Source organism: Nostoc sp. DedQUE02, from assembly GCF_034531035.1.
Taxonomy (GTDB): domain Bacteria; phylum Cyanobacteriota; class Cyanobacteriia; order Cyanobacteriales; family Nostocaceae; genus Nostoc.
Genome location: NZ_JAVRBY020000029.1, coordinates 34,538 through 61,082 on the forward strand (window position 1 = coordinate 34,538; position 26,545 = coordinate 61,082).

Annotated in this window: 22 protein-coding genes and 1 tRNA gene; 15 read left to right on the forward strand and 8 right to left on the reverse strand. The window is 38.7% G+C overall.

What is annotated here, in order from left to right:
* The first annotated feature begins 13 nt into the window (after positions 1–13).
* Positions 14–87: transfer RNA gene (locus RMX98_RS20945), tRNA-Val, on the forward strand.
* Positions 88–249: 162 nt separating this feature from the next.
* Here RMX98_RS20945 and RMX98_RS20950 read toward each other — a convergent pair.
* On the reverse strand, positions 250–1,626 hold the full coding sequence (locus RMX98_RS20950; RefSeq protein ID WP_322681769.1) for a TniQ family protein: 1,377 nt from the start codon (positions 1,624–1,626) through the stop codon (positions 250–252).
* Between the two features lie 153 nt (positions 1,627–1,779).
* Between RMX98_RS20950 and cas6 the strand changes: the two genes are divergently transcribed.
* From cas6 to cas5, 4 genes are read left to right on the forward strand one after another with little or no spacing between them, the layout of a single operon-like run.
* Positions 1,780–2,442: a type I-MYXAN CRISPR-associated protein Cas6/Cmx6 gene (gene cas6, locus RMX98_RS20955; RefSeq protein ID WP_322681768.1), complete on the forward strand. Its 663-nt coding sequence runs from the start codon at positions 1,780–1,782 to the stop codon at positions 2,440–2,442.
* A gap of 2 nt (positions 2,443–2,444) precedes the next feature.
* Complete coding sequence (cas8a1, locus tag RMX98_RS20960; protein WP_322681767.1) at positions 2,445–4,022, forward strand: type I-MYXAN CRISPR-associated Cas8a1/Cmx1; 1,578 nt, start codon at positions 2,445–2,447, stop codon at positions 4,020–4,022.
* Positions 4,003–4,971: a CRISPR-associated protein gene (locus RMX98_RS20965; protein WP_322681766.1), complete on the forward strand. Its 969-nt coding sequence runs from the start codon at positions 4,003–4,005 to the stop codon at positions 4,969–4,971. The genes cas8a1 and RMX98_RS20965 overlap by 20 nt, the downstream gene beginning before the upstream one ends.
* A complete protein-coding gene (gene cas5 / locus RMX98_RS20970; protein WP_322681765.1) occupies positions 4,968–5,606 on the forward strand; it encodes a type I-MYXAN CRISPR-associated protein Cas5/Cmx5/DevS in 639 nt (212 codons plus the stop codon). Before RMX98_RS20965 ends, cas5 begins: the two co-directional genes overlap by 4 nt.
* Positions 5,607–6,188: 582 nt before the next feature.
* Here the strand turns inward: cas5 and RMX98_RS20975 are convergent.
* Positions 6,189–6,440, reverse strand: a complete 252-nt coding sequence (locus RMX98_RS20975; RefSeq protein WP_322681795.1) for a helix-turn-helix transcriptional regulator — start codon at positions 6,438–6,440, stop codon at positions 6,189–6,191.
* Between the two features lie 107 nt (positions 6,441–6,547).
* Here RMX98_RS20975 and RMX98_RS20980 point away from each other — a divergent pair, with 107 nt between their 5' ends.
* The 8 genes from RMX98_RS20980 (at position 6,548) to RMX98_RS21015 (ending at position 16,014) form a co-directional block, all read left to right on the forward strand.
* Positions 6,548–6,859 carry a hypothetical protein gene (locus RMX98_RS20980; protein WP_322681764.1) on the forward strand — a complete coding sequence of 104 codons (312 nt, stop codon included), beginning with the start codon at positions 6,548–6,550 and terminating at the stop codon, positions 6,857–6,859.
* Positions 6,852–7,136 (forward strand): helix-turn-helix domain-containing protein, encoded by a 285-nt coding sequence (locus tag RMX98_RS20985; RefSeq protein WP_322681763.1) that lies wholly within the window; start codon positions 6,852–6,854, stop codon positions 7,134–7,136. Before RMX98_RS20980 ends, RMX98_RS20985 begins: the two co-directional genes overlap by 8 nt.
* Positions 7,137–7,241: 105 nt before the next feature.
* Positions 7,242–8,555 carry a hypothetical protein gene (locus RMX98_RS20990; RefSeq protein WP_322681762.1) on the forward strand — a complete coding sequence of 438 codons (1,314 nt, stop codon included), beginning with the start codon at positions 7,242–7,244 and terminating at the stop codon, positions 8,553–8,555.
* A 288-nt stretch (positions 8,556–8,843) separates the two neighbouring features.
* The gene (locus RMX98_RS20995; RefSeq protein WP_322681761.1) at positions 8,844–10,466 is read left to right on the forward strand and encodes a type I restriction-modification system subunit M; all 1,623 of its coding nucleotides are present in this window, start codon (positions 8,844–8,846) and stop codon (positions 10,464–10,466) included.
* Complete coding sequence (locus RMX98_RS21000) at positions 10,463–11,695, forward strand: restriction endonuclease subunit S (RefSeq protein WP_322681760.1); 1,233 nt, start codon at positions 10,463–10,465, stop codon at positions 11,693–11,695. Before RMX98_RS20995 ends, RMX98_RS21000 begins: the two co-directional genes overlap by 4 nt.
* 9 nt (positions 11,696–11,704) lie before the next feature.
* Entirely contained in the window at positions 11,705–12,397 is a 693-nt protein-coding gene (locus RMX98_RS21005) for an abortive infection family protein (RefSeq protein WP_322681759.1), read from the forward strand.
* 96 nt (positions 12,398–12,493) lie between these two features.
* The gene (locus RMX98_RS21010) at positions 12,494–13,093 is read left to right on the forward strand and encodes a Uma2 family endonuclease (RefSeq protein ID WP_322681758.1); all 600 of its coding nucleotides are present in this window, start codon (positions 12,494–12,496) and stop codon (positions 13,091–13,093) included.
* A gap of 38 nt (positions 13,094–13,131) precedes the next feature.
* Positions 13,132–16,014 (forward strand): type I restriction endonuclease subunit R, encoded by a 2,883-nt coding sequence (locus tag RMX98_RS21015; RefSeq protein ID WP_322681757.1) that lies wholly within the window; start codon positions 13,132–13,134, stop codon positions 16,012–16,014.
* A gap of 121 nt (positions 16,015–16,135) precedes the next feature.
* Here the strand turns inward: RMX98_RS21015 and RMX98_RS21020 are convergent, their stop codons facing one another.
* The 6 genes from RMX98_RS21020 to RMX98_RS21045 form a co-directional block, all read right to left on the reverse strand.
* A complete protein-coding gene (locus RMX98_RS21020) occupies positions 16,136–18,109 on the reverse strand; it encodes a P-loop NTPase fold protein (protein WP_322681756.1) in 1,974 nt (657 codons plus the stop codon).
* Between the two features lie 288 nt (positions 18,110–18,397).
* On the reverse strand, positions 18,398–19,387 hold the full coding sequence (locus RMX98_RS21025) for a TniQ family protein (protein WP_322681755.1): 990 nt from the start codon (positions 19,385–19,387) through the stop codon (positions 18,398–18,400).
* Positions 19,384–20,502, reverse strand: a complete 1,119-nt coding sequence (locus tag RMX98_RS21030; RefSeq protein ID WP_322681754.1) for an ATP-binding protein — start codon at positions 20,500–20,502, stop codon at positions 19,384–19,386. Before RMX98_RS21030 ends, RMX98_RS21025 begins: the two co-directional genes overlap by 4 nt.
* The gene (locus tag RMX98_RS21035) at positions 20,502–23,267 is read right to left on the reverse strand and encodes a TnsA endonuclease N-terminal domain-containing protein (RefSeq protein WP_322681753.1); all 2,766 of its coding nucleotides are present in this window, start codon (positions 23,265–23,267) and stop codon (positions 20,502–20,504) included. Before RMX98_RS21035 ends, RMX98_RS21030 begins: the two co-directional genes overlap by 1 nt.
* Before the next feature lie 413 nt (positions 23,268–23,680).
* The gene (locus RMX98_RS21040) at positions 23,681–24,013 is read right to left on the reverse strand and encodes a restriction endonuclease subunit S (RefSeq protein WP_322681752.1); all 333 of its coding nucleotides are present in this window, start codon (positions 24,011–24,013) and stop codon (positions 23,681–23,683) included.
* 450 nt (positions 24,014–24,463) lie between these two features.
* Entirely contained in the window at positions 24,464–24,916 is a 453-nt protein-coding gene (locus RMX98_RS21045; protein WP_322681751.1) for an Hsp20/alpha crystallin family protein, read from the reverse strand.
* A 439-nt stretch (positions 24,917–25,355) separates the two neighbouring features.
* Here RMX98_RS21045 and RMX98_RS21050 point away from each other — a divergent pair, with 439 nt between their 5' ends.
* The gene (locus RMX98_RS21050; RefSeq protein ID WP_322681750.1) at positions 25,356–25,580 is read left to right on the forward strand and encodes a hypothetical protein; all 225 of its coding nucleotides are present in this window, start codon (positions 25,356–25,358) and stop codon (positions 25,578–25,580) included.
* Positions 25,581–25,741: 161 nt separating this feature from the next.
* Complete coding sequence (locus RMX98_RS21055; protein WP_322681749.1) at positions 25,742–25,999, forward strand: hypothetical protein; 258 nt, start codon at positions 25,742–25,744, stop codon at positions 25,997–25,999.
* The last annotated feature ends 546 nt before the right edge of the window (positions 26,000–26,545 follow it).

Consider the following 26,545-nt stretch of genomic DNA (forward strand, 5'->3'; position numbering starts at 1 on the left):
TAAAAAGGGTTAAGGACGTATAGCTCAGTTGGTTAGAGCGCTACGTTGACATCGTAGAGGTCACTGGTTCGAATCCAGTTACGTCCATTTTTTGTTGTACAGTGACTAATTTTTGTCACTGTAATTTAAAGTTTGAATTTGCCGCAACGGCAAAGCTATGCTTGAAAACTGTAACGGCAAAATCATGCCTGAAAATTTTTGAAAAAAAATCAATGTGAATTATCAACCATCTCCATTGGTACTGAAAGTTCACAAGCTACTTAAAATAGATTGAACTGTTTTCTTATAGAATAGTCGAACCTTCTTATAACGCAAATAGCCGGGGTTACTAATCAGTTCACACACACGGGACTCGGTTGGGTGTTCTCCTGATTGATGGAGTGAGACAATTGCTTCTCTAATTTCTTGACAACACTGCTCAATAGCAGCTAAATGACACATACCCATATAATTGCGACGTTTAACGACAATTTGATGGGATAATAAAGGAAAATGTCTTGAAATAACTCGTCTATTAATTTTTAATTGTTTGGCTATCTCTGCAATTGTTGGTAATGGATCTCTTGCTTGAAATAAAATGTTGGTCAGGGTATTTTCAATATGATCCAAGTCCAGTGTTTTGGGAGATGAACGTATGTTCTTAGAATATTTCGTGTCAAGTTTGAGATTTTTACAATGGGTAGTTGATAGATTGAAATCTTGTGTCAATAACTGAGATAAAGAAACTTGAAGATTATAACAAATTTGCAGTAAAGCAGATAAAGAGGGACAAGTTTTACCTGAATACCAACCCCAGAAAGTATTTTTAGGGATTTTGTGCATTGCAGCAAAAGCAGCTATATTATCTTCACTAACTTTATGCACTACATGGGTGAAAGATTTTGGTATAAGCTCTTGAGTAAGTACAGAAGATAACTGATTTGCATTGGTAAGAAATTCTCCCAGATTTTCTACTATCCATCTCTCCTGAGTAACTACTGAAGTTTTAGAATAGCCTCCTAACCACTGAAAACATTGTGAACAATAGCCTAACGTGGATTTCCAGTTTAACCAAAGTAATTGACTATGACAATGAGGACAATTTTGCACAAGAGTATGTTGATGTATTAAACAAACCCTGACATCATTGAGTGACCATAGTAATGGATCATAAATAATTTGTTTATTTTGTTTCCAGTGTTGGTAACATATTGGACACCAAGCTTTATGAGGACGTAATAAGCCTTTTGTAACTAAAATGTTTGAAAAAGGTATCAATGTTAAAAACTCTAGCTGATTATGCAAAGTTAATTGATTAAGAACCTCCACAAAATCAGTAGCCATTATCCCATATCCATTTAAGGCATGAGAACGGTTAAAAAATGGTTTTAATCCTCTACCAGTAGAATTTTTGATAAAGGTTTGCTGTAAGAGGGGATTAACTATTCTTGATAGTAATGTATTGACAAAAACTCCATGAGAATGAGCTAACCGTGTCACATAACTGGTTAAACTCTCAACCATAGGAGTCCCTATACCAATCGGTTCCAAATGATGTAAACGACTTCGCTCAAGCACTGGAAATTTCTCTGGACTCCATAGCTCATCATCAAAGTAGGGTTGAATTTGGATTATATCAATATCCATGACGATGATTTCTTTGTTAAATAACCTAAATTTTTTAATAAAAATTATACTTTAATGACCTGAGCTTTCGGCTTAATTTACAATGTACTATTGTAGTTAAATTATTGGTAATTATTTTAAACCTTAGTATCAAATTTTATAAAATTATTATCCGTGATAGCCACAAGTATAAACAGCGAAGATTACCTAGACCTAACCTTTAAACTTAGAGGCGCACCGATTCCTATTGACAACGGTTATCTTACCTACGCTGCCTTATCCCGTATTTGTCCCCCACTACACGAACTAAAGTCTATTGGGATTCATCCGATTGCTGGAATACCAACCAGAAACAATTTGCTTGAACTCACTGCTCAATCTCGTCTAAAAATTCGGATTTATCATCAACAAATTCCTTTAATTTATCCTTATTTAGCGGGTCAAGCCTTTCATATAGGTCAAAATTTTTATCAACTAGATATTCCCGACTACAAACCGTTAGTTTCTTCAGAAATTGTCTATTCCAGATTAGTCGTAATTAAAGGGTTTCAAGACTCTACTAAGTTTATTGAACCTGTTCAACGGCAACTGGATAATTTAGGAATACAAGGAAAAATTGAACTTCTTACCCGACAAGATGGAACACCTCAACGAAGACAATTAACCATCAGTAAAGAAGGGAAACAGTTTAAAATTAGAGGATTTGGCGTAAAAATCAGTGAACTCAATCCTGAAGATTCCCTAACCTTGCAAGAACAGGGCATTGGCGGGAAACGAAAGATGATGTGTGGAATATTTGTCCCAGCGACTCGCAGCAAGGAAGAAGAGGAAGCTTGATCATGGTTACTACGCAACCCAAAATTTCCCTATCTCTCGATGCTGCGGATACGACAATAATGCACCGCGCCGGAATGACCGGACTTTACATGACTTTAAAGCGATTAGAAAAGCAATATCGCTTATCTCGTCAACGGGGAGGACATATATCATGGTTTTTGACTGCTGATACTATTGAATTATTCTGGCAAGGAAGTGATTTCGTCGCCCTATCTTGGTTAATTAAGGAGTCTTTTCAACTAGATGATACAGGTTTAATTCATTTAGCAGCATTAGACAATGATGCAATAGATTTAAGTCATAAAATCCACATTCATGAGGGAATGTGTGCTGTTTTTCTGCGTCATAATCAGTTTTATCAAGCAGGAGAGCTAGTTAACACTGAACTAGAGGTTGAAGAAAAAAAAGTTAAGTATCAATACAAATCCCTAACTTGGTACGCACATCAAACCTTTGCAGAGAAGTTATGCGAGGCAGATACCCAACAACTCAGACATGATTACATTCAAATAACCAGTTGGTTGTATTTAGGGGGAATTGTTCGCCATGCTCGGACGCAGAACACTACAAAACTAGAAGAGAAACCTGAATACGCTTTAGCATTATTATTTGTACCAGTAGTTTGTCATTATTGCTTACTTCATATAGCATCAGAAGACTTAAAAGAAAGGAAACCCCATCGCTACTTGGTGGTGATTCCAGAAATAAAGGATTTTGAAGACGCTTCTCAAAGGAGATGGCGATTACAGCAATTAGAAACTAAACAGTTTCATGTTAGTAGCCTTGGGGAAGCAGGATTACTTTATTACAGCTTAGACGATATTCAGTCTAAAGTGGGCTACTATCAAGCTTGTCAAGTTTGGTTATATGAAAAAACAAATAAAGCTTCTCGTCAAAGGACATTGATGAGTATAGAAGAAATTAAAATTGATAAGAATATTTTAATCACTTATCAACAGGTGCAAAAATACTTTAAAACTAATTATCAGATAATTAAATATAAGCAAATTTTTATTAAGGTCAATCCGATTCGCTCCCTGATTGCTGATAATTTAGTGAAAGGAATCCATTGGTGGTCTAATTTTTGGGAAAAATTGGTGATAGAGGATTCAAAAGAATATTTATTTAACCAGTTATTTTCCAATCGAGAAGAATTCATAATAATGGCAGAGAATAGTGAAGAAGACAAGCAGTATCTTATTTTTATTAAGGTATTTCAGCAAGCTATGAAGGGCAACTTTGCTAAAATTTATGCCAAAACAGAGGAAGGTAAAGATCCTCCCATTAAGAAGAAAGTTGAACGATTAAGGGCAGAGCTAAACTATTGTTATGATGAATTGTCATTCAAGGAATATTTGTCCGACTTTTTAGTAAGAGGGGGATTAAATAAGTATTTTAATGAGCATCAGGAAGAGATTGCACTACTAATTAAAAAATCACCTTGGCAAGAAATAAGAATTTGGTCATTGTTAGCGATCGCCAGTTATAAACCCAAAGATAAACTCACAAATATGGATGATAGTTCATTGTCAAATAATCAAAAAGTAGAAGAATTTAATTATGAGTCAGAAGAAGAATGATAATAATATCCCCAATTATTATCTTTACGGAACAGTCCTCACTCGTTATGGTTTAGCGTCCTTAAATCATGACATTAGACGAGGAAATAAGACTATTCTGCAAAAAGGCTATTGGAATAATGGTAAAATTCATTCTTTTGTAGGTTCAAGTGCAATTCGTTGGGCGTTACGTTTTTATCTTCAAAAGCAAGGTTATTTAGTTAATCGAGTTTGGGATGAGGACGAAAATATTAATCGGTTAACAAGTGAAGATTTCGATCCAGAACAATTTTATGATGATGATATTTTTGGGTTTGCTTTACTAGAGTCTGCTGAAACAGAGGAGGAGACTTCAACAACAAAGAGAAAAAACAAACAAAGAAAAGCCAGCACTCCTAATCAGCGAATGGGTGCTTTAGGGATGAATATGGCTGTTTCGTTAACGCCTTATGATGGTGCAGTCAAGTTAGGGGCAAAAAGTGGCAGAGAAAAGGATAGTACATCGCTTCATTTTACAGAATATCATGCAACTCGATATCAATATTATTTTGGAATTGATGCCACTCATCTCAAAGATTTTTCGCGGATTTTACCTCTGATAGATGGGATTATGAATCTGCCCAAGGTAGGAGGAAGTAGTAATATTTTTAATTATCCTTTCTGTCCCGATAGTTTGGTATTTCAATGGACAAATCATTTTGCTTCATATATTTCCTATTGCTTTGAATATTCCGATCCTAAGAGTAAGGAAGTAAAACTTTCACAAGAGTTTATAGATGAAGTGGAATGCGGACAGATTGACCCTAGTAAGTTGTGGATTGGGGGAACAATTGTTAAGGAGTTACAGCAATTAGATAATTTTGATAATTCCCCTTTTAACAGGGCGCATATTTATCGGAATCGAAATGAACTGATTGCAGCTTTAAAAACAGTCATTAAAAGAGATTTGGGCTTAGAAGAATCAAAATGATTGCACCATTAATTCTCTATTTGGATGTTCCATTTGCGACTTTTCGGGAGTCCCATGCAAGGGAAATGGGAAAAACCTATCCTGTCCCTCCTCCAGCGACAGTGTATGGCATGTTATTGTCTTTGGTAGGGGAAACGAATGTCTATCGCCACTGTGGGGTAGAATTGGCGATCGCGATGTTATCTAGCCCCAAAAAGTCACAAATTTTGCGTCAAATGAGACGGTTTAAGAATGCTGATTTTAGCCATCCAGAGAATGTTATTCCCTGTTATCAAGAAATTTTGTCTAATCTGAAGTGCTTGATTTGGGTTCGTTCTGACGAGGAAAAGATACAACCAAGTTTAAGGGAGAGGATACAGTTAGCGTTTGACCATCCTGAGCTAGTAAGACGGTTTGGTTGTTTATTTTTGGGAGAAAGTGACCAGTTGATTAAAACAATTAAACTTGCAAGGGAAGATTATCTAGAGGGGGTGAGACAGTGGGCGATTAGAGATAATCGAGGCAGGTTAACCTTACCCTATTGGGTTGACCATGTGGGGTCAAGAAATACCCGATTTTTGAGGTATCGGATTGAGGAAATGCCAAGCTCACCACCTCCTGATTTGGCGTGGACGATGATTCAATCTCCAATTTGACAAGTATCTCTTATGGGAAAGGGAATTTAGGGTAAAAGAATGGTGGGAAGGTTTACACAGTAAGGGATATGGTAATTGAGACAAGGAAAAAGGTGCTTGCCATTTTTGGGAAAGTTTATCGGTACTGGGTTTGAGGGGCTGAAAGTAAGGGAAACTTTGGTAAGTTGTATGTTTTTGGTTCCTCGATCTGGAAAGTACTTGTAAGATTGTAAATGAACCTTCCTCAGTTAAGGGTTTTTAACTTTGCTGTGATTCGTGGCTTTATGCCGTTAGGCGTTGCTCAAGATAAAATTTTTGTAGTTATCAACCGCAAAGAAATGTGATTCGTGGCTTTATGCCGTTAGGCGTTGCTCAAATATCGAGGTCAAATTACTGACTGCGATCGCAGAAGTGATCCGTGGCCTGATAAGGTTGGGTTATTGCATCTGATTTGGGATTTAGGCGAACAGGACTGGAAAAAAGTTGCACGGCAGGACTTCTGAGAGATTGGGCATCGCTCTTACTCGTTTGTGCTGTGAAAAATATTTCACAGAGGCTGCCGATAAAGGCGCTCGTGTGCTATAACGCTCAAAAATCACAGTTTTACTCACTCTCTGCTTCAATACCGTAATCTGCAAAAAAAGCAGAAATAGATATGTTCAGCGCCTGTGCAAGCTTTTCTATATTTTTTAGTGAAGGATTACGAGTCCCTGTTTCGATACTGGAAATGTAATTGCGATGAAGACCAGCCCTTTCAGCTAACTCTTCTTGAGAAAGGTCTAATTCTCGTCGTCGCCGTCTAATAGCTTTGCCAAAGCGATATTCAATATCTGGATTTTGGTTTTTTTGCCTCACAGAACCATCGTGAGGGAGTGTAGACAATTAATCTATACACAATGAATTTAGTTTTGCACACTATATGTTAATTTAAAAATATTGGTGCAACGCTATCCGCAATAAATATGACGAATACATTTCCTCAGATTCCGCCAGTAGCGATGCCAGAAGTAATTCCCAGCGAATTACCCCACCAGAGATTTCGTCTCGGTGAATGGGTGCGCTGGTTTCAAGTACCCAACGGTGATTATGGTCGCGTTATTGGAGTCATATACACCCAACAAGCTAGTTGCATTGCCACTGGCTTACATTACTTGGTTCTTTTAGATGAGCGCAGCCCCTCTCGTAAAATTTGCACCTGCGACTTCGCTTTTGAGGAAGATATCGAACCCCTGGATAACTCATCCTTGGAAAGGCTTCAGGGCAATCATGTCTGAAGCTCAACAACATCAGCAGTTGTTAGAACTGCACAACCAAATGTTTCTGTCCCCTCAAGATTTTAGCTATCGTTGGGGATTGGGTTACGAAGAACTAGCAAAAATCTGTGCCATCTCTAAATCAACGGCTTATCACTGGTTAGGTGGACAAGCTAGCCGCCGAGAAGCTGGATTACCTTACCAAAGAATTATGGCTGTGGCTGATTTTCTTTTCGCCAACGCCGAAGTAATTAACCCTCTCTTGGAACAGTGGCATAATTCTCAACCACCAAATTAATTCTTCTGTTTTTGCAAATTGACAAAACTTTTCTTCATCACCTTGACTGACACAAAAAATAGGTAGTAGGGTGCAATTTATCGTCACCTGCCTACTTACTGTTTCATGAACCGTTCCACCAATGATTCCTATTACCTGCCCTCCAGTATTGAATTGACCCAAAGCCATGTCCTGATTCATCGCATGGCAATCCCTCTCAAAAATGCAATCAGCTATTTACAACAATTTCCCCAGTCAGAATACGAGGATATTTGCCGGGATGCTTTTGAGTTAGGATTTCTTTGCTTGCAAACTGCTCAAACTCGTCATGGCAACGAATTAATTAAGCAGCAGATGGAATCCTTGTTGGTGGAGTTTCAGCAGGCAGTCAAGGTAATTGCAGAGTCTTTCCAGCAGGAATTAGTTAATCAAGTAGGAACAGAGAATGGTCAATTATTAGCTCCACTGCAAAATCAAATTAATCTGACTTCAGCCATCCTCACTGAAAAACTCAATAGTGTCAGCACTTTACTTACACTCGAAATTGATCCCGCCAGAGAAACTTCTGTTGTCGGCCGCTTTTTGAATTCATTACGTCAACTCTTAGATGCCAAACGCTCTGATTCCATTCAAGGCGCATTTAAAGCAGCATTAATAAATGCGACTAAGGAAAATGGTACTCTGGCCGCGGCAGTAAAAAATGTGGTTTCTGAGTCTGTGAAACCATTAACCGAACAAATGGAAAAACTGACCAGAGAAATTCGAGATCAACAGGTGACACAACAAGTACTTGAGCAGACAACTGCAAAAGGCATCAACTATGAAGAGTTAGTGGTTGTCGAACTACGAAATTGGTCAAAATTGAGTGGAGTAGAGGTGGAGCATATTGGCCGTGATGGGGATACTGGCGATATTCTCCTAAAGTTCACCAGTAAATCGTTAGCTGTAATTGAACTGTCAATAGTGATTGAAGCTAGGAAACGACCTTCAAAACCTTTTGGTCGCCAAGCAATCACTCAACATTTACAGTCAGCAATGATGCGGCGTTCTGCAAATTCGGCAATTTTTTTAAGTTATTCTCGTGAGGGATTAGCCCAGGAAATCGGTGATTGGGCAGAGGGAGTTTCTGAGTCAGGTTATTGGATCGCCACAACTCATCCATTTTTAATCATTGCTATTCGCTTTTTAGTGATCCAGCAAAGGTTAAATAAATTGCGTAGCTTTGATTCAGGACTAGATGTGACTGCTGTTGAACAACAGATTCAGCAGATCCGCACAGCTTTGGGACGAATCAGAACTATCAAAAAATCCCTGACGGAAGTTGGTAAAGGTGTGGCTGTGATTAAAGCTGAGGCAGATGCGCTGAATACAGATATTCAATCAGCGTTGAAATCAATTGAGCAAACCCTGAGTTTCGTTCCAACTGAAAGTACTGGCTAACAGTTTAGCTAGCATACTCCTGCAATATTTCTCACCCAATAACCCACCCAGGATTTTTTAATTCAGCTTTCACAAAAATTGATGGCGCGATCGCCTATCAGATCGAAATAGCTATAGCCATGCTCATCTTTGCCAGCCTTGCCGCCAGTGCCATAGAAGGATTTTTCCAGAGCATTAATAATTGTAGGACTTACGCACTGTACAAACGAATCATCTTGTGTGTTAGTCTATACGTTGCTTAGACACCACTTCTTGGCAGTGCTAGCGATCGCCCAGTACGAGAGATAAATGACGAACGGACAAAACGGACAAAACGGACAAAAGAAAAAATTAGAAACTCAGCTTTGGAATATTGCCGATTCGCTACGGGGCAAGATGAACGCCGATGAGTTTCGGGATTATTGCTTAGGGTTTATTTTCTATAAGTACCTATCCGAGCGTCAGCATCTTTACGCTAATGATATTTTGGCTGAGGATGGCATTGATTTTCTAGAGCTTGATGAGTCGTCGGAAGAGGGGCAGGAATATTTAGAGGCAATTAAAGAGGAATCTATTGCCGAGTTGGGTTATTTTTTGAAGCCATCTGAGTTGTTTAGTTCTCTGGCTAAACGGGCATTAGGCAATCAGGCGGATAAGGATGAGATTAGTGATGAGGAGTTAGAAAAGAGTTCAATTTTTATTTTGGGGGATTTGACGGATGTTTTAAACAACATTGAACGCTCCACAATGGGCAAAGAAAGTGAGGAAGACTTTGATCATTTGTTTGAGGATCTGGATCTGAATTCGACGAAGTTGGGGCGGACTCCGAAGGCGAAAAATGCTTTAATTGCCAAGATTTTAGTGCATCTGGATAAGATTGATTTTCGGTTGGGAGACACCGAGAGCGATGTTCTGGGGGATGCCTATGAGTATTTGATTGGGCAGTTTGCCAGTGGTGCGGGGAAAAAGGCGGGGGAGTTTTACACGCCGCAGCAGGTTTCTAAGGTATTGGCGAAGATTGTGACGACGGGAAAGGAGCGGCTGAAGTCGGTTTATGATCCTACTTGTGGTTCGGGTTCTTTGTTGCTGCGGGTGGCGCGGGAGGTGGAATCAGTCGGGGATTTCTATGGGCAAGAAATGAACCGCACTACTTACAACTTGGCGCGGATGAACATGATTTTGCATGGGGTGCATTATCGGAATTTTGATCTTAGGCAAGAGGATACGCTAGAGAACCCCCAGCATGAGGGTATGCGGTTTGAGGCGGTGGTGGCGAATCCGCCGTTTTCGGCGCAGTGGAGTGCGAATAAGCTGTTTGAGTCGGATGATCGCTTTAGTCAGTATGGGAAGTTAGCCCCAGCTTCTAAGGCTGATTTTGCATTTGTGCAGCACATGCTGCATCACCTAGATGAGAACGGCATTATGGCGGTGGTGTTACCCCACGGAGTTTTGTTTCGAGGAGGGGCGGAGGAGCATATTCGCCAGTATCTAATCAAGGAGCGGAATTGGTTGGATGCGGTGATTGGGTTGCCTGCGAATATTTTTTATGGGACGAGTATCCCGACTTGTATTTTGGTGTTGAAAAAGTGCCGGGAATCTCCTGAAGATGTTTTGTTTATTGATGCGAGTGCCTATTTTGAGAAGGCGAAGAATCAGAACTATTTGCGAGATGAGGATGTTGAAAAAATTATTTCCACTTATCGCCAAAGGATAGAGGAGGAGAAGTATAGCTATCGCGCACCGTTAGCGGAGATTGCCGAGAATAATTTTAATTTAAATATTCCTCGTTATGTGGATACGTTTGAGGAGGAGGAGGACATTGATCTGGCGGCTGTAGCGGCAAAGTTGAGGCAGTGTGATCGCGATATGGTGGCGATCGATAAAACGATTCAGGGGTTTTGTGATGAGCTAGGGATTGATGCGCCGTTATGAGTAAGAGGTTAAGTCAAAATGTGCCTAAGTTGAGATTTCCTGAGTTTAAAGGTGATTGGGAATATTTTAAGATTGAAGACATTGCTTCAGTAACATCAGGTGGAACTCCCAACAGATCAGAGCCTAGCTTTTGGAATGGTAATATTCCCTGGGTTACTACAAGTGAGATCGGTCAAGCTGAAATACATGACAGCATTGAAAAGATAACAGAAAAAGGACTACAAAATTCTTCTGCGAAAATCTTCAAGAAGGATACTATTTTACTTGCAATGTATGGGCAAGGAAAAACTCGCGGGCAAGTTTCTATTTTAAAGATTGAAGCAGCAACAAATCAGGCTTGTGCAGCAATTGCACTAAAAAGTGATTTTAATTCGCAATTTGTTTACTATTTCCTTTTTAAGGAATACGAGAATTTGAGAGTATTGGCAAATGATGGCTCTCAAAAAAATTTAACAGCAGGACTAATCAAGCAATATAAAGTTCCAGTAACACACATTAATGAACAAGAAAAGATTGCTAGTTTTTTGGGGGCTGTCGATCGCCGTCTAACCCAACTCCGCCACAAGCAGGAACTCTTGCAGATCTACAAACGCGGCGTAATGCAAAAACTCTTCTCTCAACAAATCCGCTTCAAGCAAGACTATTATACGCCCTTTCCTGACTGGAAACGTAAAAAATTAAGTGACATTTCAAAACCTGTAAAACGAAGTCTTGAACTTGAAAAAAACGTTCCAGTAATGTCTATTTCTGCTGGTTTTGGTTTTTTAAACCAGAAAGAAAGATTTAGTCAAGTTATAGCTGGTTCAAGCTTAGATAAATATACTTTGATACACAAGGGTGAATTTTCTTATAACAGAGGTGCATCTAAAGCTTTTCCTTATGGTTGTATTTATCTAATGAAAGAACATGAAGAAGCATTAATTCCATTTGTTTATAGGACTTTTCAATTAACTCATGGCATTAAGTCTTTTTTTGCTCAATATTTTTTAACAGGTATTCTAGATAGAGAACTTCGCAAACTTATTTCTTCTTCTGCGAGGATGGATGGACTATTAAACATTGGAGAAAAAGATTTTTATACTTTATCTATTCCCTTCCCAGTTGAAGAAGAACAAGAAAAAATAGCTAATTTTATAACCGCAATCGATCAAAAAATTGAAGCGATATCTCGGCAAATTTATCACACTGAACGATTTAAGAAAGGCTTACTCCAAAAAATGTTTGTGTAGTGGGGTGTTATGGAGAGTTTAGAAGCGTTAGTGAAGAGACATCTCAAAGAATTCCCCGACTTTCAATACTATGGTGCATTTGCCGAATTTATTAGCGCAATTGAAAACTATCACCAAGATTTACATACAGGTGTGAGCTTAGACTGTTGTAATTCTCTACTACAAAGCATTTGTAAAACAATAATTACTCAAATTGATCCGAGAGTAGAAGGAAAAAGTTTAAATAAAGGTGCGAAAAGTGAAACTAATAATCTCATCTGTGAGGCAGCTAAGTTACTTCAAAAAAATGATGATATCTACGAGAGGGATTTTATTAGTAAACTCTCACAGATAGGAAAACATATTAATGAATTAAGAAATGCGAGAGGTGATTTATCTCACGGAAAATATATCCCTAAAGAACTGCTTAACGATCAAGATTTATCGCGGCTACTGAGGGAAATAACAGAAAGCGTATCCCGTTATCTCATATCTTCGTTTTTCAGTTTTGCATTGGAAAAGAAGTCAAAAGAAAATTTTGAAATAGAAGAAAACAGAATTAGATATGAAGATAATCCAGAATTCAATGATTTGCTAGACGAAGAGTATCCCTTGGACGGCAAACTACTTTACAGCCAAGCATTATATAAACTGTACTATGAAGATTATGAGATCCGGCTACAAACCTTGCTTGATGAACAAGCATTGTTAGACGAAGAGTAGGGCATTACGGATAAATCCATTTGTGTAAAATAAAGTGCAGCAGAGATTTTTCTACATGAAAGTGTGCGAGTCATCCAATCCAGGAGTTTCCCTACAATGATCGCAGCCAAAGACAAACCCACAAACTTAACCCCACAAGAATACTTTGCCTGGGAAGCAACGCAACTGGAAAAGCACGAGTATATCAACGGCGAAGTTTACGCCATGAGCGGCGGTAGCGTCAATCACGGTCGTATCGCCATCCGCTTCACCGCCATGTTCGACAGCCACTTAGAAAATACAGGTTGCATCACCGTAAATTCTGATGTCAAAGTCAATATCTTTGGCAGTAATAACTATACCTACCCAGATGCCAGCGTTACCTGCGACGATCGCGACAAAACCACCACCCAATATATTACCTACCCCTGCTTAATCGTCGAAGTCCTCTCCGTCAGCACCGAAGCCTACGACAGAGGTGGCAAGTTCAGAATGTACCGCCAAAACCCAGCCTTAATCGATTACCTACTAGTCAGTTCCACTAGCATCGAAATCGACCTGTATCACAAAAACGACGCAGGCGACTGGTTGATTATCAACTACAAAGCAGGCGATACAATCGAACTCAAAAGCATTAACCTCAATTTCCCTATTGAACAAGTCTATCGCGGTTTAACCCTCACTCCAGAAACCCCAACAGACATCATTAGGGAATAGTTAGTAGGTAATACTTTTATCCCATTCCCCACTCCCCTATGCCCCAAACCGAAGCCGAACTTGAACAAAAACTGATTGAACGTCTAACAACAGGATTGGGCTACGAACCTGTCACCCTTCGTAATGCCGAAGACCTGAAAGCCAACCTCAAAACCCAACTGGAAAAACATAACGGTATCAAACTCAGCGACACAGAGTTTAAAAGCATCCTCAACCACCTCGATAAAGGTAACGTCTTCGATCGCGCCAAACGCCTCCGCGACAAAATGGAACTCAGCCGCGACGACGGCAAAACCTTTTACCTAGAATTCCTCAACACAGAACATTGGTGTCAAAACCAATATCAAGTCACTAACCAGATTACCCAGCAAGGCAATTACAAAAACCGCTACGACGTAACCTTGCTGATTAACGGCTTACCCCTCATCCAAATTGAACTAAAACGCCGAGGACTGGAACTCAAAGAAGCCTTCAACCAAATCAACCGCTACCAGCGCCATTCCTACGGCGCAGATAATGGACTGTTTCAATATGTCCAAATTTTCGTCATCTCCAACGGTGTCAATACCCGCTACTACGCCAACAACCGAAAACAAGAATTTAAACAAACTTTCTACTGGGCAGACCAAGAAAACAACCTGATAACCCAACTAGAAGACTTCGCCGACAGCTTTCTGGAGAAATGCCATGTATCCAAAATGATCTGTAAATACATCGTCCTGCACGAATCCGACAAAGTGCTTATGGTGCTGCGTCCTTACCAATACTACGCAGTAGAAGCCATTATCGAGCGAGTGAAGAATACCGATAAAAACGGCTATATCTGGCATACCACTGGCTCAGGCAAAACCCTCACCAGCTTCAAAACTGCCCAAATTCTCACCCAACTCCCCAAAGTGCATAAAGTGCTGTTCGTGGTTGATCGCGCTGACCTTGACTACCAAACCAGCAGAGAATTTAATTATTTCAGCCCCGACTGCGTAGACACCACTGACAACACACGCCAACTGGTAGAACAAATGGCTGGGGATAATCGCCTCATTGTCACCACTATCCAAAAACTCAACACCGCCATCAAAAAGCCTCGCCATGAAGTCGCAATGGAGAGCTTGAAAGATAAGCGCATTGTGTTCATCTTTGATGAGTGTCACCGTTCTCAATTTGGCGAAACTCACAAAAATATTGTCAAATTCTTTACCAAAGCCCAAATGTTCGGCTTTACCGGGACTCCCATCTTTGCCGATAACGCTGCTAGCAACGAACATGGTAAACGCACCACCAAAGACCTATTCCAGGAATGTCTGCATAAATATGTGATCACCAATGCGATCGCCGATGAAAACGTTCTTAAATTTTCCGTCGAGTATTGGGGCAAAATCAAACGCAAAGACGGCACGCTGATCACAGAGCCAAAATTAGACCGAGAATTCTTTGAAAATCCCGACCGAATTTCTCTAATTGTCGATTGGATTATTGCCAACCATAACCGTAAAACCCACGGAAGAAAATTCTCCGCCATGCTCTGCGCCAGCAGCGTGGACACCCTAATTACCTATTACGACACGTTCAAAAACAAACAAAAACAGGGATTACATGACCTACGAGTGATCACGATTTTTACCCCTGGCTATAACGAAGAAGACCAAGACGCAAACGGCTTAATTGGAGAACCTGATTTCAATATCAGTGCAGATACAAGCAACCGTAGCCATAGCCGCGACAAACTGAATCAATTTATCGCGGACTATAACCAAATGTACCAAACCCAACATTCCGCCAAAGATAGTCAGGCTTTCTATGCCTACTATAAAGACATCGCCAAGCGGATGAAAGACCGCGATCGAGAAAACTTTCAGGATCAGGAACGCGCCGATATTCTGTTAGTCGTCAATATGTTTCTCACGGGTTTTGATGTCAAAAAGCTCAATACGCTTTACGTTGACAAAAATCTGAAGTATCACGGATTAATTCAAGCATACTCCCGCACTAATCGCATTTTGGGGGAACTTAAATCCCAAGGGAATATCGTCTCTTTCCGTAACCTCAAAGAGAATACTGATCAAGCCGTTGCCCTCTTTTCCGATACCAACGCCAGCGAAGAAATTTTCATTGAACCCTACGAATACTACACTGAAAAATTCAATGAAGGTGTGCAAGAACTGAGAGCGATCGCCACTATCCCTAACGATGTAAATAAACTGATTAGTGAAGACGACCAAGTTAAGTTTGTTAAAGCCTTTCGTAATCTTATCCGTTTACAGAATGTAAGTAAATCATTTACTGAATTTAGTTTTTCCGACTTGAATCTGGATGAACAAACCTTTGAAGATTATAAAAGCAAATATCTGGACATCTATGATAAAACGCGATCCAAACCCGATGACGAGAAAGAATCTTTGGTTGAGGAAGTCGATTTTGAACTGGAACTGATCCAGCGAGACGAAATTAATGTCACCTATATTCTTGAACTTTTGGGCAAACTCCAGCGAGATATGAAGGATGATGCTACGGAGGAAGATTACCAAAATCAGAAAGCCTATATCCTTGAGATAATTGGAAAAGAAGTCCAACTACGCAGCAAGCGGGATCTGCTTGAGAAATTTATCGAAGAGCGGCTACCCACCCTTGAACCCGAAGAAAAAGTCGAAACCGTCTTCCAAGACTTCTGGACTCAAGAACGTGTTGAAGCGATTCAGCAACTCTGTATAGAGGAGAACCTCAAGATCGAAGTCGTTAATCAAATGATTGCCGACTACAAATTTTCTGGGAAAGAACCGTTAAGGGAAACTGTGTTGAGTGCTTGCAACGAAAAACCGAAATTATTAGAGCGTAAAAAAATCTTTGCGCGAGTCGTATCAAAGTTACTCGACATCATCAACAAATTTGATGACGCTCTTGGTGAGCTTGGGGAGGAAGAATAACACAGTTCTCAAAGCGATCGCCCCCCAGTGCGTAGCAACAAATAAAGCGATCTCCCTTCTGTTCTCAATCCTAAGTAAAGCGATCGCCAATCGCCCCTCACAAACCACCTGCTTTTGACAATTAGTTGTCTATCGCTGTGTTGTTTCGCGATTGCTGTAATCGATGTGTTGTTGCTTCAAGCTTTTGAATCGCTTCATTCAGATCGAACTCGATTAGTACTTGTATAGAGTGTCCACTCGGCTTGCCCTTTCTGCGAGCAACCTCATCTAGTAATAAATTCCGAACAGATTTAAGCCAATCCAATTCCTCAAGTAATTTTTCATTGTTGTCATCGAACTTATATCGTTCTTTTATTGCATAACCAATAGTCTGCCGATCTTCAAATTTGAGTTGCAACAAGCCTTCTAGAAATTCAGTTGTATTTATGCTTTTCAATATAGGTATTTCAGCAAATCTCAGTCCTGGTAAGCCCCAGTCATGCGAGTTATTTAAGGAGATTATGTCGCGGAATTTCCATTGATCGCTTTGCATGATAGCAAGTAGCTCTCTCCCAAGATTAGGTAAAATCTCAACCCTTGCTGAATCTTGAGCTTTTTCAAGGTATGTACAAAAATCTTGAAATTCTTGGAGTTTTGCGCCTTGAAACCCAAGCCCCATGTATCCCCCAAATATACTGTCAGCCGTAGAAACTGAATAAGATACCAGCTTTGATGGATTATTATTTTTCAGCCAATCAATATAGAGTTTTGAACTAGCCAAAATTTCTTCTTTAGTTTTTGAATATAGCCCAATGTCAGAAAAATAGAATAAAAGCCCTGTTACATGCTTTAGAATTCCGGGATCGTAAAATTCCGCGTCCCTGTTTAAGTATTGTGTTTCAACTTCATTGAGCAAAATAACAAATTCGTCATCACTAAGATGATAAAAATGCCATAATTTAATCCATTTGGGTGTATTTTCGTCTTGAAAATATATACTGCTAGCAAGTGATTGATTGAGTTCTTGTAAATCCAAACTACCTTTATCAAAAAAAGTTTGCCACCATACCGCGCTGGGAAATGGATCGTATAACCTTAACGAAGAATACTTACTAATTACTTCTTGGAGTGTTTTCCCTTCGGTATCATTTTGCCCTTCATTTGAATTCGCAAACCCATCCCTACTTTCCCGTATACTCTTCACGCTCATGTTTGCAGATGCTTCTAGCAAACTGCTAATATCTGTAGGAAGCATTTTCCCGTGCCTAATTTCAATTGAAAAAGGTGTAAGGAACTTTAAAACCTCCTGAAGAAGCTCTGGTTTATTCTTTGCTCTTTCTGGCAAAACATCAAAAATTCTTTCAAAATCTAAAACTACCTGCTTTAAAATTCTTAAATTCTCGCACTGGGCTTGGTTGTATAAGTTTTGGATTAATGAGGTGCTGTTAGACAAGAACTCGCTCGCATCCCGATTACTTACCCCTTTCAAAAAATTTTCGAGTGCCTGGTCAAATTCTAGGTAAATTGCAAAAGTTTTACCAACTAGCTTTTCTTTGATGGTTGTATACTCGGAATTTTTTTCTAGCTTCGTTTCATCAGTAACGATAATTACTTTTAATTCTTTTTGTTCAACAAAACTGTTGATATACCCCAGTATATTGACGATATTCATACTGCATCGTTCTAAATCATCAAATATTACAACACTTTGCTCAAGGTTTGTAAAATACTCAGTGAGATTGACGTTAGGAGATGCAACGCTAATTGTGCCATCGTCTCTACCATCATGATTAAAATCGACTTTTAGCGTGCCTTTTATAATTTGTGCAAGGATATTGCCTGCCAGTGCTATTGGTTTCGACGACAAGGCAGGAAATAGTTGTTGGAAAAATGCATTCTCTATCTCTGAGAAGCTAGTTACACCATTAAGGCTGACATACAAGCATTTTCGCTTTTTCTCCCTTAAGCTCTCGCAATACCTTTTGATAAACCATGTTTTACCAGATCCCCATTTACCTTTAAGCAAAACAGCGAATCCAGGTGCATCAGGCAAATTACAGTAATAATCTAAATACTCTATGATATGGCTGTTGAGTTGCGCGTTATGCTGTTTCATGTTGCTCAAAATTACTAAAATCAATGCTTTTTCGTGGTTAATCTTGGCAGCGATCGCCTGACAATAAAAAGCACGCTCTTAAGATACGTACTTTTTTCTAGTATCAGCCGGATGATTCTATCCCATATTTTCAGTAATGGAAAGCGATCGCACTCCCTCAAGCCAAACACAAAGAAATTTCCCTAGTGAAATTCCCCTAGCAGCAAAATACTCCTGAAACGTTAGGTGGAAAAGGGAATAATACCGATGTAACCGTAATTGATATCAATTTTTATTTATACTAAACTCCTATAACTTTAATTCCAGACTAAAATTACCGAACAATATCTTGCCCAATTCCTGAAAATCTAACCCAAACAATTGGGATACACTAATCTTCGCCTTCTCGCACACAGCAATAATCAACTTCACCAAATGATAAGGTTGACTTTGATTTCTTGTTGAGGCTATCCTCAACGATTCCATGATTCCCCCTAAATCTCCTAATAACTTCAAATCCTTTCCACTTGCTTGTTCAAACACAAACAAAATTAATTGTAATTTTCGGGTTAACTCGATTGGGATGGATTTATATCCTAATTGGGGAGTAAGTGCAATTAATTCGCTAATTCCTTGAATATTAACTCGATATTTCTCTATATCCTCTTCGCCTTTAATTTTCTGTCCTAACCACCCATAACAGCGAGAACAAAATCCCGCAAGTGAAAACTTAGCCATCACAGGTAAACGCGAACCACAATGAGGACATTCTTCTACTAATCGCTGTTTGTGAATCAAACAAAATTCTACATCCTTAAATGACCATAATAATGGTTCATAAATAGTTTTGTTATCCTGCTGCCACTCTTTCCAACAACAAGGACACCAAGCGCGATAGTTCCGAAATAACCCCTTGTCATAAATCATTCCTTTCCAGCTTAAAAGAGTCAAAAAACGTAAATCCTGACGCATTGTTAACTCTTCTAAGACAGTGACTAACTTTCCTGTCATTTCTCGCATTCCGTTGATAGCTGGTTTAGCATCCCTATTTCCTAATAAATAACTGACACTCTTTTGCAGTAACTTCGATTTATCTTCATTTTCCAAAATAAGTAGCGCAATTTCCCCCATAATAAGCTTCTGGGCAGTTAAACAATGCTCCTGTGCCAAACGATTAAGATAACTGCTGAGACTTTCTGTATGGGGAGTTCCCACACCCACAGGTTCAAGACAAAATAAGCGACTCCGTTGAGGGATTTCTAGAGGTTTTGGACTCCAAAGTTCCTCATAAATACTCATGCCTCTTGATTAACTCCTACTAAGTCTCTCCCTACCTTACGTTCCCCAACTTTTCCACCTTTTTTCACAGGTTGAGAATTGATAGATTCAGGCTTTTCAATTTTTTCTTCGTTATTATATAGAACAGCTAAACGGGTTTCTCCTGCTTCTAACTCTTTTTGAATTGTTTTTCGTCTTCCTGCTGATAATTCCCTCGCTTTAAAATCTTTCATCCTTACTGTTTTAGCCCCCTCGTCTAACGCATTTTTGAGAGCGCGATACCACCAACTTTTCAGAATGCCCACACACCCTATCGAGTATTCCATAAAATATTCCAAATGTTCCTCTAATTGGGGTTGATGTTCAACTGGCAAATACTGTTGTAAAGTCTTAATTACCTTAGTAAATTCTTGTTGATCTTCCGATTTAGCCAGATAATAGGGAGATAAATAATAATCTTCACTTCTTCTTCCCACTTGACCATTGACTTCTTGACATTTTAAAAGTTCATAAGTTCCAAATAAAATATGAACTGTTTGAGTTTTATTAGCCAGTGATTTAAGCCAGTTCATTTGAACATTTATTTGTCTTCCTCCTGCAACATCAAATAAGTGCTGTGCTTCATCTAAGGTATAAGCTTTTAATTGACGGTGTAAAAAAACCTTTTGCATTGTTCGACGCAAAGCTTTAGCATTTTTTCCTTCATGATCTCCTATTAGATTATCTGAGTTGTCATCCTCTAAATCAACTCCATAATTTTCTTTATAATCAATTAAAACTTCCTTCAAAGATTCCAAAACTTGAATATAGTAATCAGAATAGTTAAACTTTCCTCCTTCAGCACCATCTACCTCGATTCCTCCTACCACTAAGCTTCCTGGATTAGAAATAATTTCGTCTGCAAAATGTTTAAGCAATCGTTTTTCAAATTCTGCTTTTAACCGTGATTTTCCTACCCCTGTTACCCCAAACACCAGATAAACTAAAGCATCATCCGGTTCTATAGCATTTTTTAGTAGCTGCTCTAGAACCAGTTTAATATTGCGATGAGGAACAATTACATCTTTAAAATACTTAAGTTTATTATCAGTTGGTGCTTGTAAAATTTCTTGAGGGAAACGACGATTTGTAACCATTACCACAATTCCTCTTCAGCAAAAGCCTGAATATCATCAGGATTAAATTTTTTGGGTAGACTAGGCTGTAAATTCTCCTCTTTTAAATCTATTAAATCTAGATTTTCTTCTATTGTTCGACTATCTTGAGATAAATGCTGTTCAGTATTTGATATATTTAATAATACCGCACTACTCAGGTTTCCTTCAATTAAATTGAAAACTAATTTAGCAGATTGATCTCGACGAATTTGTAGTATTAATTCTTCATGCTCTTCCGCATTATTAAGTAAGTCAACAATCTCTTTAGAACCTACATATTGACTTTGATTATAGATTTGCCGTTTTCGTCTGCAAATTGTTGTGGCTATTGCTACCGCCTTCTCTGAATGTCCTTGAAACTTCATATAATAATTGGATAAACACTTTACCCAATGATTATTAACATAGGCATAAGTAACACCATAATCTAGAGGGTCATAGCGAACGGGAATAGATTGATTCTCAACACTGTAAAATTCATCTGTCCAATAATTTTGATAGTTGACTCTAATTCCTTGACCAGGAATAACTTTGGCCATCCCCTTATTGTTCGTCGGTAAGGTTAAAATCTTGAATTGCTCATCATACTTAATATATTGATGAGGGCGATGTCCGGTTTTAGCTAACCCTAATTCAAAAGCCTTATGAGGAGACATTCCTTCTAAAGCAGGATGCTCTGCTTTATCATAAACTCCATAAGCATAACCAAATGCCAAATAATCGTATAATTCTTCTAAATTCCAGACAGCTAAACTTTTGGGATTATTTGCTTTTTTAACGAGGCGGACGTGCTTCATGATTTGGGTATTCCCCCTCAAGTTATTAATAAATTCAGTATTTTGTGAGCCAAACCAACGTTCAATAATTGAACTAAATTTAGGGCAATCCTTGGGACGATGCTTTTTGCTGGCTTCAAAACGCGCTAACAATGTCTCAAAATAAGTAGAACTAAACTCTTTTCCGTTATCCACAACAATCCATTCAGGAAATCGTCCAAACCGTTGTACACAGATGCGAATAGCCATCATACAAGAACGGTAACTTGGATTATCAAAGGTAAGGTATAAAGCTAAAATCCTCCGACTATAGGCATCAATCATGCCTGTTATCCAAGGTCTGCCTAAATTTTTGCCACTATAAGGGCAGATACACTCAACATCAAGCTGTGTGTGGTCAATATGAACGATTTCGAGCGGGCGATCTCCATGACGAGGGGTCGTAGGTCGAATTAACCAAGGCCCCAACAGATTATTTGCTGCACGAGATCCCATTCGTTTTTTAGTTTGTTCATAGCTGTTTCGTTTTTTCACTCTCTCGTAATAAAAGGTATGACTGGGAATAGGAGAAATTCGTCCCGATTCCTGCCATTTATCCTTTAAAAATTGATACGTCTGCCAAACATTTTTTTGTTTAGAAGTTTCATATTGTTTTTCAATCACTTCTTTATCAATAAATTCTAAATCTTCATCGGAATAACGAGGGGTTGGATTGCCTTTGTATTGGGGAATTAAGCCAATAAACCCACATCCGTATTTTTGTTGGGCTTTTCGATATTTTGCTTTCCAGTCGCGTAGAGTTCGTTCTGATAGCTCGCATTTCTGAGAAATATAAGGTTCTTCCCCTAAAAAAAGCTTAATAGCTGCATAACGATAATTTGCAGTTTCTAAGGCTTTAGGACTGGCCTCTAGAAAGTATTGCCATCCTTCCTCATCTAAAGTTGTATGGCTTTCTGTCTGAAGATTACTAATTTCTCCTAATTCGATTAATTGTTGAAATTCTGCATAAGTCCAGCGAATAATTCCTTGCTCTCCTCTAAAAATGATTTTACTTTCCCCAATATGGTCAATAGTGAGGCTTTTTCCATCTAACAAAAATGATGACCCCACTTTAAGATCAAATATCGATACATTGCTGGATACAGGTTCACAATAATCATGAGTGGCCGTGATATAAGCTTCGGCGGTAGCTTGGTCACGGAATAGATGAACTTTCTCTTGTTCCACCAAAGCTACTTCACTTAAATTCACATAGACTTTTTCGAGGGCAATTAAGGTATTAATATCATCAATAGTGGCATTTTTCGCCTTCTCAAGCAGATTGGTGAGGTTAATACTGGGATAATTGACGATAATCTCTTGAAGATTGACTTCTACTTGCTCATTAAGGATATATTGTTGATTTAAATATCCTTGTTTGTAGGGTTGTAAATATTTCTGATTGCGATATTTGACCCAATCAATTTCACTATCTGAGCGAAGACGATAATAATATCCTAAGTTCTTGATATATTCTTGAACAATGACATCCACCCATTGTCTTTCTATTTTTTGATAGCGATAAGGCTGTTCCTCACTAAGTTTTTCCAGTCTTTTCTCTGTTTTCCACTCTTCAAAACCACAACAATCCTTTCTCATTACAAAGAAATCGGGATAATGACCGATAGTTGTGGCTTGTTTACCTTGTGGTGAACATTTAATACTAAATTTAATCGGTTGATCCCAATATTCTAAAACTTGGTCGTCATATTCATAAAATTGAGTAATAGCCGGTAATTCAACAGTATGAGACTCAAATTGAATCGTTCTACCCATCTTTGAGCTAGCATAGGGGCCATGAACGTTTCTTCCTCCTCCTTTGACTTTACGAGCAGGTGGGGAAGTCCTAATTTGGTTAACCAAATCTCTTTGTTGTTGGGAGAGCCGCAAATTATTACACCATGCTTGAAACTCAACATCATAGAGCATGGTTATCTCCTCTAAAATTAGTACAATTTTACCTATAAAAACACCATAACAAGTTCAGACTATTTCGGCAAGGTCAAACTTTAAAATTGCTATTTCGGCAAACTCAGGCTTTAAAAGCTGGTTATATTAAGATATTCCTGGAACGGAGTTAATGCAATTTGAGACAATGCGGTGGCAAAATCAAACTTTAAAAGACGGCACAACCAAGCTTTAAATTACAATTGTCTTTGGCTACGATCATGATGGAGTTAGCTCTTGTGTAGCGAAATTGATGGTATAGAAATCCGGTTTGATTATTGAAATCGCTTGGCTTAATAGGCAATAGGCACTCTTACAATAGGCAAGAGGATTTCAGAAGATTAAGGTATACCAAATTTTTTTCAAAAATCAAATATGAGTCCTATTACCTTATTTTATACAAACATTTTTTGGAGTAAGCCTTTTTTGAATTGTTCGGTTTGGTCAATTTGGCGGGAGAGGGCTTCGATTTTGCGATCAATAGCAGCCAAGAAATTGGCTATTTTTTCTTGCTCTTCTAAACTAGGAACTTTTATTTTTATTTTTTTGCAAATTTCCGCATTAAGTTTTGGTTGTGCAGTGCGTAGGCGTTCGCGTAGCGTCTCGTAGAGAAGCCCGTCGCAGACATCGCAGCAGCGAAAAGTAAAGGCAAACTTTTGGTGAGGTAGAAGCGTGTAGACGCGCATCGGCTTTTGACATTCTGCCATCTCTGCACCAGTTAAGACCATACACTACCTTAACTTTATTGGTAAAGCAGGTACTAGGAACACAAATTTATGAAGCGATCGCTTGATGCTGTAGAGTTTGGCTTGGACGCATCTTTAAATGAAGATAAACCTGTGATTTCGTTGTGGTTATAAGATATTGATCAACAATTAGTGCTGTACATTAACTAATTATTTGTCACTGTAAATCTATTTTGTCTGAGATTTTATTGATGAGTGCGATCGCACCCTTAAATACCGTTGTAAATTTATACTATTGCATATATAGTAAAATTTCTTTACAAACCTTAAAGAATAAGGCGATCGCTTTCCAGTTCTCTTAGATAATTCATGCACACAGGACTTACACACCTATTGCAGATAGTAGTTACAAAAAAGCTTGGTTAGTCGCATAACCAAGCTTTTAGCTATCTCAATCAATCATTGTCGGTAGAGTAATCTACCGACAACCCATTAGCTACCAGGTTGTTCCAAATTAACCTTGATAACTTTGTTTTTTTCTTGCTCAGTTTTAGGCAGTGTCAGATTCAAGATGCCGTCTTTATAATCTGCCGTAACGTTAGTATTTTTAATTCGAGCAGATAGAGGAATTACGCGTTGAAATTTACCGTAATGAAACTCACTTCTCGTAACACCTTTTTCCTCAGTTTTAGTTTCTGACTTCCGCTCACCGCTAACGTAAACAGCATTTTCTGTTACTTGCACATCCAGGTCTTTCGCTTCTATCCCTGGCAGTTCTAGCTTCAGATGAATCGCATTTTCAGTTTCTTGGATTTCAGCAGCAGGAACTTTGCTCAAGCCTTTGTCAAACAATACAGATGGTAGTCTGGTGTCTTCAAATAAATTATTGATTTGATTTTGTAGAGTATCAATTTCTCTCCAAGGATTCCAACGGACTAGTGTCATAACACTTCCTCGCATCAGTTAGCTTTTGTTTAATCAGTTTTGCACTTCAATTTGTGCTTACATATTCATATTATTTAGAGTAAAACCTGTTGTAACTTCGGTTATTAGCACTAAGTTATTGATGATTACCGTACCAAATAAAACATGAAAAAAATTACGGTTTACTCTAATTTGTATGTTCGGTAAACCCGAATGATAAATTGGAGTAAACTAATAAATCTGCTGTTAAAAGGGATAGTGCAGAAATTAAATGCCTGTGGTGAAAAGTGACGCTCTAGTGTTGCTAACAAAACCGTGAGAGACTTTTCGCTAAATTGAGCTACGCCTACAACTCAGTCACAGCGCTGCATAAATTTTTAGATTACCTCAGTTAAATACATATCCGTTCAAGTTTGTCCTGAACTTTACTCCCGATTTATTAAACAACACAGTATCAGCGATGAAACTCTTTCCCTCGCTCAATGTTGCACACATAGTTGATTCTATTGTTCTACCTAGAATTGCTAGAACTCAAATAGCTGCTCGTAGCAAGAATGGTACATCAATAAATACAGCTATCAAATCTAATACTTTAGATAGCCATTCCCCAAATATCAATTACCTCAAACCCTTTGATACTGCTGTTCTTGCTTATCAGATGATGGGTCTTAGCAATTTTAAATGAGCCATCGGATTCAGCTATTGCACTCAATTAAATCACCCGAATGGGTGAAGAATAAATCAACCGTTCAGGTGAACTGAGTGCAGGAAGTTGAGACTGATAAAAAATAAGACTCTATTACTCAAGAATACTAATTGCACTTTAGTATAACTAAGGATAATCCTATGAAAATCTCCATATTACTCGATTCTGTACTCATTGTTACTTCTATTACTCTATTGCCTGGAATCGGTGGCGCTCAAACATCTACTAAAAATAATGGCGAACCTCTAGTTATCAACTCTAGCAATTTATCCACTCATTCTACAAACGTCAGCTACTTCAAACCTTTTGATGCTGCATTTCTAGCTTATCAAGGTAATCTAAATGCTATCGAGTCACACCTGACATCATTCAGTACTAATAGCAATCTATCTAACTAAGTATATAGCAGAGGTTTGTAATGGATTTATGAAATGCTGTACCATACCACAAGCCTTGGTGGTTAGGACATCATCTGTTGATGAAACTTAGACACAAAAAGACTTTTCACCCAGTCCCCAGTCCCTTGCTATATCATCTCGTTGCTTTGACAAGAAAACGTGTCATCAGAGAAGAAAAGCTGCTTTCTCCCCCTAATCATTATCCCATTAGCAAAAATCACTTTAACCCTTCCAACCTTGGAAGGGTTTTTAGTTGGTGCTTGCTCTAGCGTGTCTCCCTTTCCACAACACACCTTTTCCAGAGGAAAGCGGGGGGAAGATCACAGTAGCGTTTGAAGCCTAGTATTCACTTCTAGAATGTTTGTATAGCAATACTTTTACTCTGTTATTACCAAGATACGTAGGCGTAGCTAGTTGTTCGCGTAGCGTCTCGCAGAGAAGACATCCCCCCTTCCACAGAGACTTAGGATAGCACACTACTAAAAAAAAGAGTCGGGTAATAAATTATTTACTGTTCTCTCAAATTAACGTTGTTAAGTTACTCAG